We start from the raw sequence: 16,009 nt of genomic DNA on the forward strand, positions 1-16,009 counted from the left end.
GAACCATTTTCCGGTCCGCCGCGACCCACGATCAAGAGGCGGATGGTTCGCCTCTCCAACGAAACCCAGGAGATCGCCATGTTCAAGCGCACCATAGTTTCCGGCCTCATTGCCACCACCGTCGCCGCCGGCTCGCTCGTCGGCACCGTTCAGCCCTCGGCTGCCCACAACCATCACAACCGCGAACTCGGTATCGGCATTGCCGCCGGCGTCGGCGGTTTCGTCCTGGGCAGCCTGCTCTCCCAGCAGCCACAGCCGGTCTATGTCGAGGAGGACGGTTACGACTCTATCCACGTTCGCCGCTGCATGGCACGCTACGGCAGCTACGATCCGGGCTCCAACACCTATATCGGCTATGACGGCTACCCGCATTATTGCCGCCTTTGACGGGAAAAGGATGGGCGACAGGAAAGAGGGGTAGCGCGCAGCCCCTCTTCTTGATTTTCGACCGAGCCAAAATGGACGCGGGCATCCGCCGGCGTCGATCTAGGGACGGGGCCTGGGATCTGGCATCGCCAATCCCGCCATGCGGCAGGCCCCGCCGACCGAGATGTCGTTTATCGCCACGAGTTCGAAGCTGTTTCCGGCGTCTGGATGGATCTTGCCGATGAACGGTTCGCTGCCGCGGGCAGAGCCCTTGTCATCGACATAGCCGCAAACCACGGTCTCGTCGCGACCGTTCAGCGTGCGCTCCCCGGCGAGTATTGTTCCGAACTTTGCGGCCAGAGGATTCTCCAGATGCTGGCGGACGCCGGCCGTGATGATTTCTTCCAGGGCCAGCGAGATCGGAATAGGATCGACCTTTGGGTTGCTGATGGGGCTGCCGACCGGTGCTGCCGGCGGCCCTGCCGCCACGCAGCCGCAAAGTGAAGCCGCGGATAGGAGGTAAACTGTTTTCCGCATGAGTGCCCTTTGGCATGCATTCCGACGCCACGACAAGACGGTCAAGTCGGCCGCCAGGCCTGGCTATGCCCGGTCGGCCCCTGCCAGACAACCAGCGATGTACAGCGATTTTGCAAGCGTTTAGTGTGGCTCTGACGCCAATCGAGAGATGGGTGGCATGGATGAGCAGGATCCCAACGAAGAACGGGTCGAACCGGTTTTCCGCAACGGCACCATCACAATCGTCGGCATCCTGCTTGCGTTTTCGCTAGGCTTCATCACGCATTGGGCGGCCAACCCGATCCCTTGGCAGTCCTACCATCTGGTTGCCGTGCTGCCGATCCTGGTCGGTATTGCGCTGCAAATACGGGCGCTGGCCATTCTGCTCGACATCAGATTCCTGCGTCGAAGTATTCATGACCGCGCCAGCCGGATATTCATCGCCGGTCTCATTCTGGCGGCCTGCGGTGTCGGGCTGGCGATCCTGCTCGATTTCTTCGACATAGCAGCCAAGAGCGCCTTGCCCGGCGCCTCTTAGTCAAGAAGCCTTCGCGCCGCCGATCATCTTCGTCACTTCGACCGCGGCGTCGCGCACCAGCGGGCCGATCTCGGCCAGCCGCTCCGGCGTGACCCGCACCGTCGGGCCGGACACCGAAACGCCGCCGATCGGCTCGCCATACTCGTTGAAGATTGCGGCGGCCACGCAGCGCATGCCGGGGTGGCGTTCCTCGTCGTCGACCGACCAGCCGCGATGCTTGATGGTCGCAAGGTCATGGGCGAGCGCTGAGATGTCGGAGAGCGTCTTGTCGGTGTAGCGCTGCAGGCCTGCCTTGCGCAGGATGGCGGCGACCCGTTCCGGCTCGAGATGCGCCAGCACCGCCTTGCCGATGCCTGAAGCGTGGAAAGGGCTGCGTGTGCCCGGCCGGAAGAAGGCGCGGATCGCCTGATGCGTCTCGACCTGGCTGACGAAGACCACGCAGTCGTCCTCGGCGACGCCGAGATTGGCGGTCTCGCCGGTCTTCTCCATCAGCTCCTGCATGACGACGCGGGCGCGGTCGACAAGCTTGCGACGGCGCAGAAAGGCCGCGCCCATGCGGTAGGTCTCGACGCCGACCGACCAGAGCTGGTCGGTCGTATCGAACTCGACCATGCCGTGGTTCTCAAGCGTCGTAAGCATGCGATAGGCGGTGGAGGCGGCAATGCCGCTTTGCGCCGCGATCTCGCTAAGCGACAGGCCGCTGGCGTCGGCGACGATAGCGAGGATACGCAGCGCCCGGTCGAGCGACTGCACCGATGCAGCCTCGGACGGGCCGTTGAAGGCGCGCGGCCGGCCGCGCTGACGTTTTTCCATCGTTTCCATAAGCGGCATTCTTTGCCGATTTGCCCTCGCATGCAATGAAAAAGTATTTCAGAGATTGCTGCTCCGGATTCTCTGGAAAACGAAAAACGAAGTGAAATCAGCCAATAAGAGCCATTTCCTCGAAATGAAAAAATATTCTGAAAAAATTGAAAAATAGAAACCGCGATGTCATTGTCAGCCAACCAACGAAATGGAGGCTTGTCATGGCTAGGATGCGCGCCGTCGACGCGGCGGTTCTCGTTCTCGAAAAGGAAGGCATCACCAATGCCTTCGGCGTGCCCGGCGCAGCGATCAACCCGCTCTACTCTGCGCTGAAGGCGCGCGGCACCATCCGCCATGTGCTCGCCCGCCATGTCGAGGGCGCCTCGCACATGGCTGAAGGTTATACCAGAGCAAAGGCCGGCAATATCGGACTCTGCATCGGCACGTCCGGCCCGGCCGGGACCGACATGATCACCGGTCTCTATTCGGCCTCGGCCGATTCCATCCCTATCCTCTGCATCACCGGGCAGGCGCCGCGCGCGCGCCTCAACAAGGAGGATTTCCAGGCCGTCGACATCGCTTCCATCGCGGCGCCCGTCGCCAAATGGGCGGTCACCGTCATGGAGCCCTATCTGGTGCCGATGGCGCTGCAGAAGGCGTTCCACCTGATGCGTTCCTCGCGGCCCGGCCCGGTGCTGGTCGACCTGCCGCTGGACGTCCAGCTTGCCGAGATCGAGTTCGAAATCGACGCCTATGAGCCGCTCAGCCCGTTCAAGCCGGGGATGACGCGCGCCCAGGCCGAGAAGGCGCTGGCAATGCTCAATGAAGCGGAGAAGCCGCTGATCGTCGCCGGCGGCGGCATCATCAACGCCGATGCCTCCGACCTACTGATCGAGTTCGCGGAAGTCACCGGCGTGCCGGTCATCCCGACGCTGATGGGTTGGGGCGCTATCCCCGACGACCACCGGCTGATGGCCGGCATGTGCGGCCTTCAAACCTCGCACCGCTACGGCAACGCGACGATGCTGGCGGCCGATTTCGTCTTCGGCATCGGCAACCGCTGGGCCAATCGCCACACCGGTTCGGTCGATGTCTACACCAAGGGCAAGAAGTTCATCCATGTCGATATCGAGCCCACCCAGATCGGCCGCGTCTTCGCGCCGGATCTCGGCCTCGTCTCAGATGCGGGCGCGGCGCTGAAGATGCTGCTCGACGTCGCCACCGAATGGCGCACGGCCGGCAAGCTGCGCGACTGGTCGGCCTGGGCGAAGGAGTGCCAGCAGCGCAAGAAGACGATGAAGCGCAAGACGCATTTCGAGCAGGTGCCCCTGAAGCCGCAGCGCGTCTATGAGGAGATGAACAAGGCATTCGGCCGCGACACCACCTATGTCACCACGATCGGCCTGTCGCAGATCGCCGGCGCGCAATTCCTGCATGTCTACAAGCCACGCAACTGGATCAATTGCGGCCAGGCCGGCCCGCTCGGCTGGACGCTGCCGGCGGCACTCGGCGTGCGCGCCGCCGATCCGGACCGCGATATCGTCGCGCTCTCCGGCGACTACGATTTCCAGTTCATGATCGAGGAGCTGGCTGTCGGCGCGCAGCACAAGCTGCCTTATATCCACGTCGTCGTGAACAACGCCTATCTCGGCCTGATCCGCCAGGCGCAGCGCGGCTTCTCGATGGATTACGAGGTGAGCCTTGCCTTCGAGAACGTCAACCGAGCGGGCGATCCGGAAGCCGGCTACGGCGTCGACCACGTCGCGGTCGCCGAGGCGATGGGCTGCAAGGCAGTCCGCGTGAAGAAGCCCGAGCAATTCGCCGGCGCCTTTAAGGAGGCGCGGCGGCTAATGAAGGAGCATCAGGTTCCGGTCGTCCTCGAATTCATCCTCGAGCGCGTCACCAACATTTCCATGGGCACGGAAATCGACAAGATCACCGAATTCGAGGAGCTTGCCGAGAGCCACGAGGATGCTCCTACAGCTATAGTGATGCTGGATTAAGCTGAGCGGAAAAGGAGAAAAAGAATGCCGCGGTTTTCAGCCAATCTCTCGATGCTCTTCGGCGAGCATGAGTTTCTCGACCGTTTCGATGCCGCCGCCCGCGCCGGCTTCAAGGGCGTCGAATATATCGGCCCCTATGATCATGCGCCCGATGTCGTCGCCGCGCGCCTCAAGAAGAATGGGCTCAGCCAGGTTCTCTTCAACCTGCCGGTTGGCGATTGGGCGAAGGGCGAGCGCGGCATCGCGGCGCTCCCCGATCGCGTGCCGGAATTCCGGCAGGGCGTCGCCAAGGCGATCACCTACGCTCATGCGCTGGGCTGCGAGCAGATCAATTGCCTGGCCGGCATCGCGCCGCAGGGCGCGGATCGCGTCGTTCTGGAGAACGTCTTTGCCGACAATCTCGCCTTCGCGGCCGAGAAGCTGGAGCAGGCCGGCATCAGGCTGCTGATCGAGCCGATCAACACCCGCGACATCCCGGGCTTCTTCCTGAACTACTCCGACCAGGCGCTGGCACTGATCGAGCGCATCGGCTCGAAGAACCTCTATTTGCAGTACGACATCTACCACATGCAGGTCATGGAGGGGGATCTCGCCCGGACCATCGAGGCGAACCTGCCCCGCATCGCGCATATCCAGCTTGCGGACAATCCCGGCCGTCACGAGCCGGGGACGGGCGAGATCAACTATCCCTTCCTCTACGACCACATCGACCGCCTAGGCTATTCCGGCTGGATCGGCGCCGAATACAAGCCGAAAGCCGGCACCGAGGCCGGGCTTGGCTGGTTCAGGGGATTCGCGGGGCAGGGGAGCGCGGCGGCTTAATAGCCGGCGCCGAAGCTGCCGATCCCGCTCGAGGGGGAGATGTCCGGCGGGCCAGACGGGGGTGCGAAAAACGCGACCTCGATAGGAATTATGGAGAACAACAATGGAAACCATCGGTTTCATCGGACTTGGCATCATGGGCGCGCCAATGGCGGGACATCTGCTCGATGCCGGCTATCACGTCATCGCCAGCGACCACCGCTCGAAACCGCCGGCCGATCTCGTCGCCAAGGGGCTGAAGACTGTCACCGGCCACGACGCGGTGGCCAAGGCGGCGGATATCATCGTCACCATGGTCCCGGATACTCCGCAGGTCGCGGACGTCCTGTTCGGCGAGAACGGCGTTGCCGGTGGGCTGTCCAAGGGCAAGCTCGTCATCGACATGAGCTCGATCTCGCCGATCGAAACCAAGGAATTCGCCAGGAAGATCAACGAACTCGGCTGCGATTACCTCGATGCGCCGGTGTCGGGCGGCGAAGTCGGCGCCAAGGCGGCGTCGCTCACCATCATGGTCGGCGGCCAGGAAAAGGCGTTTGAGCGCGCCAGGCCGGTGTTCGAGAAGATGGGCAAGAACATCACGCTGGTCGGCCCGAACGGCGTCGGCCAGACCACCAAGGTCGCCAACCAGATCGTCGTGGCGCTGACGATCGAGGCCGTCGGCGAAGCACTGGTTTTCGCCTCAAAAGCCGGCGCCGACCCAGCCAAGGTCAGGCAGGCGCTGATGGGCGGTCTTGCCGCCTCGCGCATCCTAGAAGTGCATGGCGAGCGCATGATCAAGCGCACCTTCGCGCCTGGCTTTCGCATCGAATTGCACCAGAAAGACCTCAATTTAGCGCTTGAAGGGGCGAAGGCGCTGGGCGTGTCGCTGCCCAACACCTCGACGACGCAGCAATTGTTCAATTCCTGTGCCGCCAATGGCGGAGCCAAGGAAGATCACTCGGCTCTGGTGAGAGCGCTGGAGCGTATGGCGAATTTCGAGGTTGGCGAGGAAGCAAGCGAGGCGAAAGGCAAGGCAGCGTAGGTCGAAAGAGGGTGGCGCAACGTTCCCAACCACCCTGCCTCCTGTCGAAGAGCGGGGTCCGGCGTTGTTGCCGGAGCCCGTTTCTCGTCCTCGATTGTCTTCAACTGCCGTTCCGCTCAGCCGCGCTTCAAAAACGCGTTTGCGGCGTAGAGGCTGACAGCCGCCGCATTCGACACGTTGAGCGAGTGGATCGCGCCGGGCATGTCGAGGCGGGCAAGTGCCGTCACCGTCTCGCGTGTCTTCTGGCGCAGGCCCTTGCCTTCCGCCCCCAACACGAGCGCGACCTTTTCGCCGCTGAAGGTCTTTTCGAGTTCGGCCGGCCCTTCGGAATCGAGTCCGATGGTCTGGAACCCTGCCTCGTGCAACTGTCCCAGCGCATCGGCGAGGTTCTTCACCTCGATCTGGTCGATATGCTCCAGCGCACCCGAGGCGGACTTCGCCAGCACGCCGGATTCCTGAGGACTATGACGGGCGGTGGTGATCAGCGCGCCGGCGCCGAAAGCTACCGCGGAGCGCAGGATGGCGCCGACATTGTGCGGGTCCGTCACCTGGTCGAGCACCAGCACCAGCCTGGTGTCGCCGAGCGCGTCGAGACGCTTCGGCCTGAGCGGCTCGGCCTCGATCAGCACGCCCTGATGCACGGCGTCCGACCCGGTGATCCTGTCGATGTCCTTTGGCTCGACCAGTTCGGCCTCGAAGGGCAGGGCGGCGAGCTCGCCGATTGAAAGCCGCTCGGCAGCGTTGCGCGTGACCAGCATCTTCTTGATCCTGCGGCGAGGATTGTCGAGCGCCGCCCGCACTGTGTGCAGGCCGTAAAGCCGCACCAGTCCGTCGGCGGGCGCTTCACCTGGCGGCATCGGCTGGCGCGGCCGGAATGCCGGCGGCCCGCCCGCCTTCTGGTCGCGATGCGCGCGCCTCAGCTTTGCATAATGAGTGTCCTTGCGCGTGCCGGGCTTGTTGCTTTTCTCGTCGCTCATGCGGCCTCTATAGCGGCCTCGTCCGGCTAAGGATATGGCCCGCGGCGATGAATGCGGAACATCTTGGAAAAACCCTGGCCACGCCGGTTGACACCCACGGGCCTTGCCGCCATAAGGCGCTTCGCTGATTTCGGAGAAGACATTACTCGGGCTCCGGATCGGTGCGAATGCCTCGTTGCATGGCTCCGGCGGCAGACTGGAGAGGTGCCCGAGTGGTTAAAGGGGACGGACTGTAAATCCGTTGGCTTAGCCTACGTTGGTTCGAATCCAACCCTCTCCACCACTGCCGGCCCGGAAGCCCTGAAACGAAGAGTCTCGGACCGAAAGTGCATGGCGCTTTTCGAGTAAATCCGGTACCTCAGTGCAAGGCGCGGGTATAGCTCAGTGGTAGAGCAGCAGCCTTCCAAGCTGAATATGCGGGTTCGATTCCCGCTACCCGCTCCAGATTTCCTCCTCGCATCGTCCAAAGAAAACGCGGCGCGCGGTGGCGCGCAGCGTTTCCGCGTTATGCAGCCGTTCAGCTGTTGAAGGCCGACGCAACCTGATGGTTCTGCGGCACCTGGCCGTTCGGCGTCAGCTTGTCGACAATGCCGGGCAGCGCCGTGGAGAGCTGCTGCAGAAGCTCCTGCTCGTTCATGCCGGTGCGCTGCGCGATCTCGCGGATGACCGCCGGGCCGAGCGCCGACCCGAGATCGTTGGCGTTGATCGGCTGATTCTGGCCAGTCCCCACCCAGGAGTCGGCGACGTTGCCGTGCCCAGCATTCTTGAGCCTGTCGAGCAGGCCGCCAAGACCGCCAAGCAGCCCGCCATCGGCGGACGCGTCGGTTCCCGCGGGCGTCGGTACTGGTGCTTGCGGCGCGGCCGGCTCCTCGCTTCTGCCGCTCAGCATCTTGCCTACCAGGAGCGCGCCGAGCGCGATCATCAGGGGTTTGGTGATATTGCCGCCCGGAACGGCATTGTCGAAAAGGCCCATCGTGGATCTCCCTGTCCAGCCAAGTCCGCCCCGACTGAGAATGGCGCACACGGACGGAATTTCAAGCTGTCTTGAGCTTTTGACAATCATGTGACCATGATGGCCCTGCGGGGGAACTGGAGGGAATTATGGGCATTATCAGCTGGATTATTCTGGGCCTTATCGCCGGCTTCATCGGCAGCAAGATCGTGAACAAGACCGGCGAGGGCATGATCATGGATATCGTGCTCGGCGTTGTCGGAGCCATCGTTGGCGGACTGATCTTCAGCGCCTTCGGCTCGGCGGGTGTCACCGGCCTCAATATCTGGAGCCTAATCGTGGCCGTGATCGGCTCGATCGTCGTCCTGTGGGCTTATCACCAGATCACTGGCAAGCGCACGCTCTAGGAACCAATGCGCGGCAGCTTAAACGCTGCCGCCGAAGGAGTCGTCGGGTGCCGGCCGCGCGAAGCGCGCCGTGGGCGGCAAGTCTGCTTTGAATCGTTGGGGCGGGGCAGTACGGCAATGGCGGTGCGGATCGAAGGGCTTGCCGTTACCTACTATCCGATCCCGAAAAGCGGCACCAGCAGCATCAAATACGCGCTCATGACGCTCGGCGAAAAGCGCGCCGCGCTTGCCGCGGATCCGGAAAACGAGGTCCACAGCCACCTGACGACACGTTGGGTCGACCCCTTCACTCCGGTCTATGATGGGATGGGCTGCAAGTTCACCATCGTCCGCGACCCGCTTGAGCGGCTTCTATCCGCTTATTCCAGCAGGATAATGGACGCCAACGTCCTGAGCCGGCCTTCGGCAAACCTCGAGATGCTCGCAAACTTCGGGCTGCCTTCCGATCCGGATCTCGACACGTTTGTCCTGAATGTCGAGAAATACAGCGCATGCTCGTGGGAAATCCAGTTCCATGTCGCCTCACCCCGCTGTTTCGTCGGCTCCAGCCTGTTTCTGTTCGACCATGTCTTCAAGTTCGAGGAGATGGACAAGGTCGGGGCTTTCCTGTCCTGCGTCAGCGGCAAGAAAGTAGGCATGCTTCGTTTGCAGGCGAGCCGGCAAAAGGTGAGCCCGTCGGATTCTGTCACCCGCCGCTCTGGCGAAGGCCATGCGCTTCTGCCGCTACGACTATGGCTTCCTCATCGATTATTACGACCCCGCGAGATGGGGCGGCATCCCTGATGGCGATCCCGCCGAGACCTCGACGCTGCATCTGAACGGCGATCCCACGGCGTTGCGCGACGGCCGCCTCGTCTATCCAAGAACGCTGCGCAACTTCATCGATTTCGTCGCGCAGCGGCCGCTCAAGAACAGGGTAGGGCGCGTTGGCCGGTAACGGCTAGGCGACCAAGGCCAGTCGGCGTTTTCTTTCATCGAGCGAGACGATCGCCAGGCCGCTGGCTATCACCAACAGGATGCCGCACACGGCGAGCGCGTTGGGAAACTGGCCGAACACCAATAGGCCGGAAATGACCGCCCAGACGGTGAAGCAGTAGTAGAACGGCGCGACGGCGCTTGTCGGCCCGACCCGGTAGGCCATGAAGATGAAGAAATGGCCGAAGATCAGGAAGAAACCAGCTCCTGCGATCAGTAGCAGATGATGGCCCTCGGGCATTACCCATTGCTCGGAGACGAGATGCGCCGCGCCTGCCCCGACCAGCACCACAACGACCGCTGAGATGGCGACGATCATGCCAGGCACGTCGGGGCCTACCTTGCGGCCGGCAAGATCGCGCACCGCTGCGAAACCCGCGTTGCCGAGCGCCAGCAAGGCATAGACCGAAATGCCCTGCATGGTTGGCTGAGCCACCATGAGCGCCCCGACAAAGCCGAAGCCGATCAGCGCCATGCGCGTGGCGCCGATTTTTTCGCCGAACAGCATGGAGGAGCCGACCAGCACGATCAGCGGCGTAACTTGCCCAAGCGCCGTGGAATCGGCGATCTGCATGTTGGCCAAAGCGACCACGTAACAAAGGATCGCCAGGAGCTCGAACAGGTTCCGGCGCAACACCTTGCGCTCGAAGAGCAGCGGGATCTGCCTGGCATAGCCGAGCATCAGCAGCAGCGGCACCCCCCACAGCGTTGCGGCTGCGCCCCGCAGCAACAGCACCTCATAGGGCGGCAGTCCTGCCGTCGCGAGCTTCATCATCGTGTCGTTGACGAGATAGGACCCCGTCGAGACGATCATGAACAGCGGGCCGCGGATATGGGATGGAATGAACTGCATCCGCCGACAAGATCAGAGCGGCGACGCGGCGGCAATGGGCCAGCCCGAAGCCTTTGATTTCAGTCGCCGCGCCCCTATATCCGCCTCATATCTCCTGAAATCGACCATTGGTTCGGGTCGAGCGGCAAAGCGCTCAGCCACAAGGCACTTGTGTTTTTCGGCCGTTGTCGCTAATCGCCCCGCATTCGACTGAACTGAAGGTCAAGGCCGTCCAAGGAAAGAGACTATGGCAAAAGGTAAATTCGAGCGCACCAAGCCGCATGTGAACATTGGCACGATCGGGCATGTCGATCATGGCAAGACGTCGCTGACGGCGGCGATCACGAAGTATTTTGGCGAATACAAGCGCTATGACCAGATCGACGCGGCGCCGGAAGAGAAGGCGCGCGGCATCACGATCTCGACGGCTCACGTTGAGTATGAGACGGCCAACCGTCACTATGCGCATGTCGACTGCCCCGGCCACGCCGACTATGTTAAGAACATGATCACGGGTGCCGCGCAGATGGACGGCGCGATCCTGGTTGTTTCGGCTGCCGACGGCCCGATGCCGCAGACCCGCGAGCACATCCTGCTTGCCCGTCAGGTCGGCGTGCCTTCGATTGTTGTGTTCCTGAACAAGGTCGACCAGGTCGACGACGCCGAGTTGCTCGAGCTGGTCGAGCTTGAGGTTCGCGAGCTTCTGTCGAAGAACGAGTTCCCCGGCGACGACATTCCGATCGTCAAGGGTTCGGCGCTGGCTGCGTTGGAAGACACCAACAAGACCATCGGCGAGGACGCCATCCGCGAGCTTATGGCTCAGGTCGACGCCTATATCCCGACGCCGGTTCGTCCGCTGGACAAGCCGTTCCTGATGCCGATCGAGGACGTGTTCTCGATCTCGGGCCGCGGCACGGTCGTGACCGGTCGCGTCGAGCGCGGCGTGGTCAAGGTCGGCGAGGAACTGGAGATCGTCGGCATCCGTCCGACCACCAAGACGACCTGCACGGGCGTGGAGATGTTCCGCAAGCTGCTCGACCAGGGCCAGGCTGGCGACAACATCGGCGCGCTGCTGCGCGGCGTCGACCGTGAAGGTGTGGAGCGCGGCCAGGTTCTGGCCAAGCCCGGTTCGGTCAAGCCGCACAAGAAGTTCGTGGCCGAAGCCTACATCCTGACCAAGGACGAGGGCGGCCGTCACACGCCGTTCTTCACCAACTACCGTCCGCAGTTCTACTTCCGCACGACGGACGTGACGGGCATCGTGACGCTGCCGGCCGGCACCGAGATGGTGATGCCCGGCGACAACATCACCGTCGACGTCGAGCTGATCGTCCCGATCGCGATGGAAGAGAAGCTGCGCTTCGCCATCCGTGAAGGCGGCCGCACCGTCGGTGCCGGCATCGTCGTCACCATCAAGGAATAAGCGATCCGGCACCTGCCGGTTCGAAAAGGAAAGGGCGGTCTTCGGGCCGCCCTTTTTCGTTTACTTGCGTCATCTGAGCAAGTTCTTGTCATTTGTTTGGAAGCTGTTGCATGCGCAGCCAATCATAGTTGCGGCAGTGGCGACGTCGTGGTCGCCCGCACAATTATCACAGGCTGCAATCCCCCTGGAGCGGGCTGTCTGGACGACAACGGCGCCTATATCGGGCTGATCAGCAAATTTGGGGTGGAGTGCGATTCAGCCTGCGCTCTGGTGCTTGCCGGCGGCGCAAGGCGGCTGGTCGATCCCAAGGCGCGGCTCAGCATGTCCTCGATGGGACAGAAGCGGCTTGTCAAATCCTATCTGGACGAAATGGCGATAAGCCCAGCCCTGTTCGCCGCGCTGGAACAGCGTTCGGTCGAGCGTCAGCTCGAGCCTGGTGCGCTGCTTAGGGTCGGACTGGCCACCGGCCCGCAATCGGCGGAGGCGCTGACCGGCCCCGCTATTTGCAGATCCTTGCCAAAGCCGGACAACTGCCGGCCTCCGCCGGCCGTCAGCGCGCAGGAGAAGACACCGCCAAAACTTTAGGCGTTTTCCCAGCGAGCGTTTGACCCATGGAGCTGCTGCACCCGGCAGACTGACAAGGTGGGCCCTCTCTCAAATCTGTTGCAACCATCATTGCCGCAACTAGTATGGGTTGCACTCGAGGACTTGCCAGGCGTGGTTTCGGCGTTTCGTTCAAAAGTCGTTTTGTGGCGGTACGAGCTGGTCCGGTTAGGGCTGGCCATCGCCATGGCGCTGGCCGCCTTCGGCGCCGCTGCAAAGGAGAATCCGCCTGACTACGGTCCGACGATGCGCTTCGCCGTCGTGAGGAGCAGCGCGCCGGACTGCGAGCCGAATTGCCCGGAATGGATTTCCGCCGAAGGCACAATCGAGGCCGGATCGCCTGCGATGCTCAAGCGCCTGTTGAAGACGCTCGGCGGAAGACAGTTGCCGATCATCGTCAATTCGCCCGGCCGCAATGTCGACGCCGCGCTGCAGCTTGGCCGCATCATCCGCAAGAACAAGCTCGATATCGCGGTCGGGATTACGGAATTTTCCGGCTGTTCGCCGGGGATGAAGAATTGCAGGGACAATGACGGCAAGAGCGAGCCCTATTCCGGTGCCGCTTATGACAGCGGCGCGATGTGCAATTCGGCCTGCCCGCTGATGTTTGCCGGTGGCATTCGCCGCGTCGTCGGCGAATGGGCCTATCTCGGCGTCCATCAGATCACCACCACGTACCAGCGCGAGAAGCTGCTCTACCGCACGACCTACCGTGTCGTGAACGGCAGGAAGAAGGTCATCAGCACCACGATCGTCAGCCGCAAGAAAGCGGGCAGCTACAAGACCTATGAGATGAGCAAGGCGGTCGAGAAGCGGCTGTCGGCCTATCTGAAGGAGATGGGCGTGGAACAGGGCGTGCTGGATGCGATGAAGGCGACGCCCGCCAGCGACATCAGGCAGATCGAGCCTGAGAACATGCTGGAGATGAAGCTCGTCACCAGCCTCGATTCGCTCGATTTGCTGACCGAAAAGACCATGTGCCGGCGCAATCCCATGCCGGCGAACTGCCGCGAGATACCCTCGAACGCCAAGCCGGCCGAAGTTGCGGCTGTCTATCCCGGGTCTGCCCGCACTGCACCGATCCAGGTGCCTGGGCCACAGATCCAGGAACAGGAGATGCGCTTCGTTGTCGTTCGCGGCAGCAATCCGGTCTGCAATCCCGACTGTCCGGAATGGATATCGGCGGAAGGCACGATCGTCGCAGGCACAGCCGACAAGCTGCGGCAGATGCTCGATACGGTCGGTGTGCGCGGGCTGCCCCTGGTCATCAACTCGCCAGGTGGCGATGTTCAGGCGGCCCTTGCCGCAGGTCGCCTGATCCGCCAACGTGGATTGGATGTCGCGGTCGCCCGAACGGATTTCCTGGATTGCGATCCGGGCACCGCGGGGTGCGAAGCAACCGACGGCCTCCACAGCGGCCTCACCATCGATGCAGGCGCCCAATGCGACGCCGCCTGCGCGGTGATGATCGCCGGCGGCGCCAGACGCCTCGTCGGCGCCGACGGGCATTTGCTGGTGCATTCCATGGGCATGGAAGAGAAGGTTAGGGCATATCTCGACGAGATGGCGATCGGCTCGGGCCTTTTCGTCGCCATGCAGTCGGCGAAATATGCCAGGCACCGCGAACTCAGCCAGGACGAACTGCACGCGTTCGGGCTCACGACCGGCCCGCAATCGGTGGATGCGCTGACGGGAGCGACCATCTGCAAATCATCGCCGAAACCGGACAATTGCCGAGCGCTGCCAGCCACCAATGCAGAGGCCGAGGCGCCGGCCAAGCTCTAGCGCAAGACCCGCACTGGCCATCGAGCCAGGTTGAGGCGGGCAGGGCGCTGCCGCTATCCTCCTCGCACGATTTGCGGAACGGAGGAACGGCGATGAGCGCGGAAATCTCGACTTTGTACCAGTGGGCCGGAGGCGGCGAGGCGCTCAACAGGCTCACGCGCGCTTTCTACGAAAAAGTGGGCCAGGATCCGATCGTCGGCCCCGTTTTCATCACCATGTCACCGGACCATCCGGCTCATGTCGCCGCCTTCATCGGCGAGGTCTTCGGCGGTCCGAAGACCTACAGCGAGAGTCATGGCGGTCATCGTGAAATGGTGATGCATCACCTCGGCAAGCATTTGACCGAGGAACAGCGCCGCGTCTGGATCAATCTTCTTGCCGATGCGGCGGACGAGGTCGGCTTGCCGGATGATCCCGAGTTCCGCTCCGCCTTCATGGGCTATATCGAATGGGGATCGCGACTGGCGAAGATGAACTCGACTCTCGGCGAGACTTGCGATCCCGAGACCGAGCCGATGCCGGCCTGGGGCTGGGGCCCGCCCGGCGGACCTTATAAGCCACCAGCCTGAAAGTCTTAGGGGGCGGCGCGCCGCTTGCGGGCGCGGTCCATCGCCGGCGGCAAATGGAATCCAGATTTCCGGCAAAGGTTCTAAAACCCCTGCTGAGCGCTCTTTACAGAGTGCCCGGAAGCTTTTAGGAAGCGCCTGCGCTGATCAAGCGCATGCACGGGCATAGCTCAGTTGGTAGAGCGGCGGTCTCCAAAACCGCAGGTCGTAGGTTCGAGCCCTGCTGCCCGTGCCATTATCCAAAATGACCAATCAGAAACCGTTGCGTTGAAAATTGGCGGATGGCTTGCCATTTAAGGGAAATTGGCGCATAAGCGCCGTATAGCCGGGACGGGACGACTGGATGGTTCCGAGGCGGCGTTGAGACATAAAGCGGGCGCTTGCCACTTGCGTGGATTAAGAATCGGTTTTATGTAGACTGAACAGACACGCGACGCGTGGAGCTGGGAAGCCGGCTTTACGCGTCTGATTTGCGTGGGTGAAATGGCGGCACTGATTCGGTGTCGCATGAGCCCAAGCGGTACGTCCCGGCCAGCGGGATCATCCAGGAGGCCCGGCCAACGGGTCTTGAAAACAGGCGGCACATGGCTTCGAAAACCACTAATCCCTTTACCTTTCTCCAGCAGGTCCGCGCGGAGACGGCAAAGGTGACATGGCCTTCGCGGCGCGAAACCATGATCTCGACCGTGATGGTCCTGGTGTTTGCGGTGATCGCGATGCTCTTCTTCTTCGCAGCCGACATTCTGATGGGCTATGCGATCGAGGCGATCCTGGGTCTCGGGCATTAATTCGGCGGTTTACGGAGAGGTCGTGAAATGACTGCGCGGTGGTATATCGTCCACGCCTATTCGAACTTCGAGAAGAAGGTCGCCGAGGACATCGAGAACAAGGCCAAGCAGAAGGGCCTGTCCGGCGACATCGAGCAGATCGTGGTGCCGACCGAGAAGGTCGTCGAGATTCGCCGCGGCCGCAAGGTCGATGCCGAGCGCAAGTTCTTCCCGGGCTACGTGCTGCTTAAGGCCAACCTGACCGATGCCGTGTTCTCGCTGGTCAAGAACACCCCGAAGGTCACCGGCTTCCTGGGCGATTCAAAGCCCGTGCCGATCACCGAGACCGAGGCGCAGCGCATCCTGAACCAGGTCCAGGAAGGCGTCGAGCGGCCGAAGCCTTCGGTCACCTTCGAGATCGGCGAGGCAGTCCGCGTTTCGGACGGTCCCTTTGCGTCGTTCAACGGCGTCGTCCAGGAAGTGGACGAGGAGCGCGCCCGCCTCAAGGTGGAGGTTTCGATCTTCGGGCGCGCCGTGCCCGTCGATCTCGAATTCGGACAGGTCGAAAAGGGCTGATCCGTAAAGCCGCGCCGAAAGGCGTTGGCATACCCGCGCCGCAAGGTGTCGGGAAGGCGGCGCGAAAGACGCCGCA

Annotated in this window: 19 protein-coding genes and 3 tRNA genes; 17 read left to right on the plus strand and 5 right to left on the minus strand. The window is 62.5% G+C overall.

Features of this window, described 5'->3' with window-relative positions:
* Nucleotides 1-78: 78 nt before the first annotated feature.
* Nucleotides 79-387, plus strand: coding sequence for a BA14K family protein (locus ACR64R_RS07675; protein ID WP_487361077.1), 309 nt, complete (start codon nt 79-81; stop codon nt 385-387).
* Between the two features lie 99 nt (nt 388-486).
* Here the strand turns inward: ACR64R_RS07675 and ACR64R_RS07680 are convergent, their stop codons facing one another.
* Entirely contained in the window at nt 487-948 is a 462-nt protein-coding gene (locus ACR64R_RS07680; RefSeq protein ID WP_487361078.1) for a hypothetical protein, read from the minus strand.
* Nucleotides 949-1,060: 112 nt separating this feature from the next.
* Between ACR64R_RS07680 and ACR64R_RS07685 the strand changes: the two genes are divergently transcribed.
* Nucleotides 1,061-1,420, plus strand: a complete 360-nt coding sequence (locus ACR64R_RS07685; protein WP_487361079.1) for a hypothetical protein — start codon at nt 1,061-1,063, stop codon at nt 1,418-1,420.
* Here ACR64R_RS07685 and bhcR read toward each other — a convergent pair whose 3' ends face one another.
* Complete coding sequence (gene bhcR / locus ACR64R_RS07690; RefSeq protein ID WP_487361080.1) at nt 1,421-2,242, minus strand: HTH-type transcriptional regulator BhcR; 822 nt, start codon at nt 2,240-2,242, stop codon at nt 1,421-1,423.
* 203 nt (nt 2,243-2,445) lie between these two features.
* Here bhcR and gcl point away from each other — a divergent pair, with 203 nt between their 5' ends.
* The 3 genes from gcl (at nt 2,446) to ACR64R_RS07705 (ending at nt 6,070) form a co-directional block, all read left to right on the plus strand.
* Complete coding sequence (gene gcl / locus ACR64R_RS07695; protein ID WP_487361081.1) at nt 2,446-4,227, plus strand: glyoxylate carboligase; 1,782 nt, start codon at nt 2,446-2,448, stop codon at nt 4,225-4,227.
* Nucleotides 4,228-4,251: 24 nt separating this feature from the next.
* Entirely contained in the window at nt 4,252-5,049 is a 798-nt protein-coding gene (otnI, locus tag ACR64R_RS07700; RefSeq protein WP_487361082.1) for a 2-oxo-tetronate isomerase, read from the plus strand.
* Between the two features lie 103 nt (nt 5,050-5,152).
* Nucleotides 5,153-6,070 (plus strand): 2-hydroxy-3-oxopropionate reductase, encoded by a 918-nt coding sequence (locus tag ACR64R_RS07705; RefSeq protein ID WP_487361083.1) that lies wholly within the window; start codon nt 5,153-5,155, stop codon nt 6,068-6,070.
* A gap of 116 nt (nt 6,071-6,186) precedes the next feature.
* Here the strand turns inward: ACR64R_RS07705 and ACR64R_RS07710 are convergent, their stop codons facing one another.
* Entirely contained in the window at nt 6,187-7,047 is an 861-nt protein-coding gene (locus ACR64R_RS07710; protein ID WP_487361084.1) for a TrmH family RNA methyltransferase, read from the minus strand.
* Between the two features lie 198 nt (nt 7,048-7,245).
* On the opposite strand from ACR64R_RS07710, the gene ACR64R_RS07715 reads away from it, so the two are divergent.
* Together ACR64R_RS07715 and ACR64R_RS07720 are read left to right on the plus strand one after the other, a co-directional pair.
* Nucleotides 7,246-7,330, plus strand: a tRNA-Tyr gene (locus tag ACR64R_RS07715).
* A gap of 87 nt (nt 7,331-7,417) precedes the next feature.
* Nucleotides 7,418-7,491 (plus strand) — tRNA-Gly (locus tag ACR64R_RS07720).
* 73 nt (nt 7,492-7,564) lie between these two features.
* On the opposite strand, the gene ACR64R_RS07725 is transcribed toward ACR64R_RS07720, so the two are convergent.
* Entirely contained in the window at nt 7,565-8,020 is a 456-nt protein-coding gene (locus tag ACR64R_RS07725) for a YidB family protein (protein ID WP_487361085.1), read from the minus strand.
* Between the two features lie 128 nt (nt 8,021-8,148).
* Here ACR64R_RS07725 and ACR64R_RS07730 point away from each other — a divergent pair, with 128 nt between their 5' ends.
* Genes ACR64R_RS07730 through ACR64R_RS07740 form a run of 3 tightly spaced genes read left to right on the plus strand, consistent with a single transcriptional unit; the run spans nt 8,149 to nt 9,343 of the window.
* The gene (locus tag ACR64R_RS07730; protein ID WP_487361086.1) at nt 8,149-8,406 is read left to right on the plus strand and encodes a GlsB/YeaQ/YmgE family stress response membrane protein; all 258 of its coding nucleotides are present in this window, start codon (nt 8,149-8,151) and stop codon (nt 8,404-8,406) included.
* Between the two features lie 6 nt (nt 8,407-8,412).
* Complete coding sequence (locus tag ACR64R_RS07735; protein ID WP_487361087.1) at nt 8,413-9,189, plus strand: sulfotransferase family 2 domain-containing protein; 777 nt, start codon at nt 8,413-8,415, stop codon at nt 9,187-9,189.
* Nucleotides 9,116-9,343, plus strand: a complete 228-nt coding sequence (locus ACR64R_RS07740) for a hypothetical protein (protein WP_487361088.1) — start codon at nt 9,116-9,118, stop codon at nt 9,341-9,343. Before ACR64R_RS07735 ends, ACR64R_RS07740 begins: the two co-directional genes overlap by 74 nt.
* Nucleotides 9,344-9,346: 3 nt before the next feature.
* Here ACR64R_RS07740 and ACR64R_RS07745 read toward each other — a convergent pair whose 3' ends face one another.
* The gene (locus tag ACR64R_RS07745; RefSeq protein WP_487361089.1) at nt 9,347-10,234 is read right to left on the minus strand and encodes a DMT family transporter; all 888 of its coding nucleotides are present in this window, start codon (nt 10,232-10,234) and stop codon (nt 9,347-9,349) included.
* A gap of 226 nt (nt 10,235-10,460) precedes the next feature.
* On the opposite strand from ACR64R_RS07745, the gene tuf reads away from it, so the two are divergent.
* The 7 genes from tuf (at nt 10,461) to nusG (ending at nt 15,933) form a co-directional block, all read left to right on the plus strand.
* Nucleotides 10,461-11,636 carry an elongation factor Tu gene (gene tuf, locus ACR64R_RS07750; RefSeq protein ID WP_487361090.1) on the plus strand — a complete coding sequence of 392 codons (1,176 nt, stop codon included), beginning with the start codon at nt 10,461-10,463 and terminating at the stop codon, nt 11,634-11,636.
* Between the two features lie 147 nt (nt 11,637-11,783).
* Entirely contained in the window at nt 11,784-12,221 is a 438-nt protein-coding gene (locus tag ACR64R_RS07755) for a hypothetical protein (RefSeq protein ID WP_487361091.1), read from the plus strand.
* A gap of 204 nt (nt 12,222-12,425) precedes the next feature.
* Complete coding sequence (locus ACR64R_RS07760) at nt 12,426-14,024, plus strand: COG3904 family protein (protein WP_487361092.1); 1,599 nt, start codon at nt 12,426-12,428, stop codon at nt 14,022-14,024.
* Nucleotides 14,025-14,116: 92 nt separating this feature from the next.
* Entirely contained in the window at nt 14,117-14,593 is a 477-nt protein-coding gene (locus ACR64R_RS07765; RefSeq protein ID WP_487361093.1) for a group II truncated hemoglobin, read from the plus strand.
* 156 nt (nt 14,594-14,749) lie between these two features.
* A tRNA-Trp gene (locus ACR64R_RS07770) sits at nt 14,750-14,825 on the plus strand.
* A gap of 349 nt (nt 14,826-15,174) precedes the next feature.
* A complete protein-coding gene (gene secE / locus ACR64R_RS07775; protein ID WP_487361094.1) occupies nt 15,175-15,378 on the plus strand; it encodes a preprotein translocase subunit SecE in 204 nt (67 codons plus the stop codon).
* Between the two features lie 27 nt (nt 15,379-15,405).
* A complete protein-coding gene (gene nusG, locus ACR64R_RS07780) occupies nt 15,406-15,933 on the plus strand; it encodes a transcription termination/antitermination protein NusG (protein WP_487361095.1) in 528 nt (175 codons plus the stop codon).
* Nucleotides 15,934-16,009 lie beyond the last annotated feature (76 nt).

Source organism: Mesorhizobium sp. MC2-1-1, from assembly GCF_057597255.1.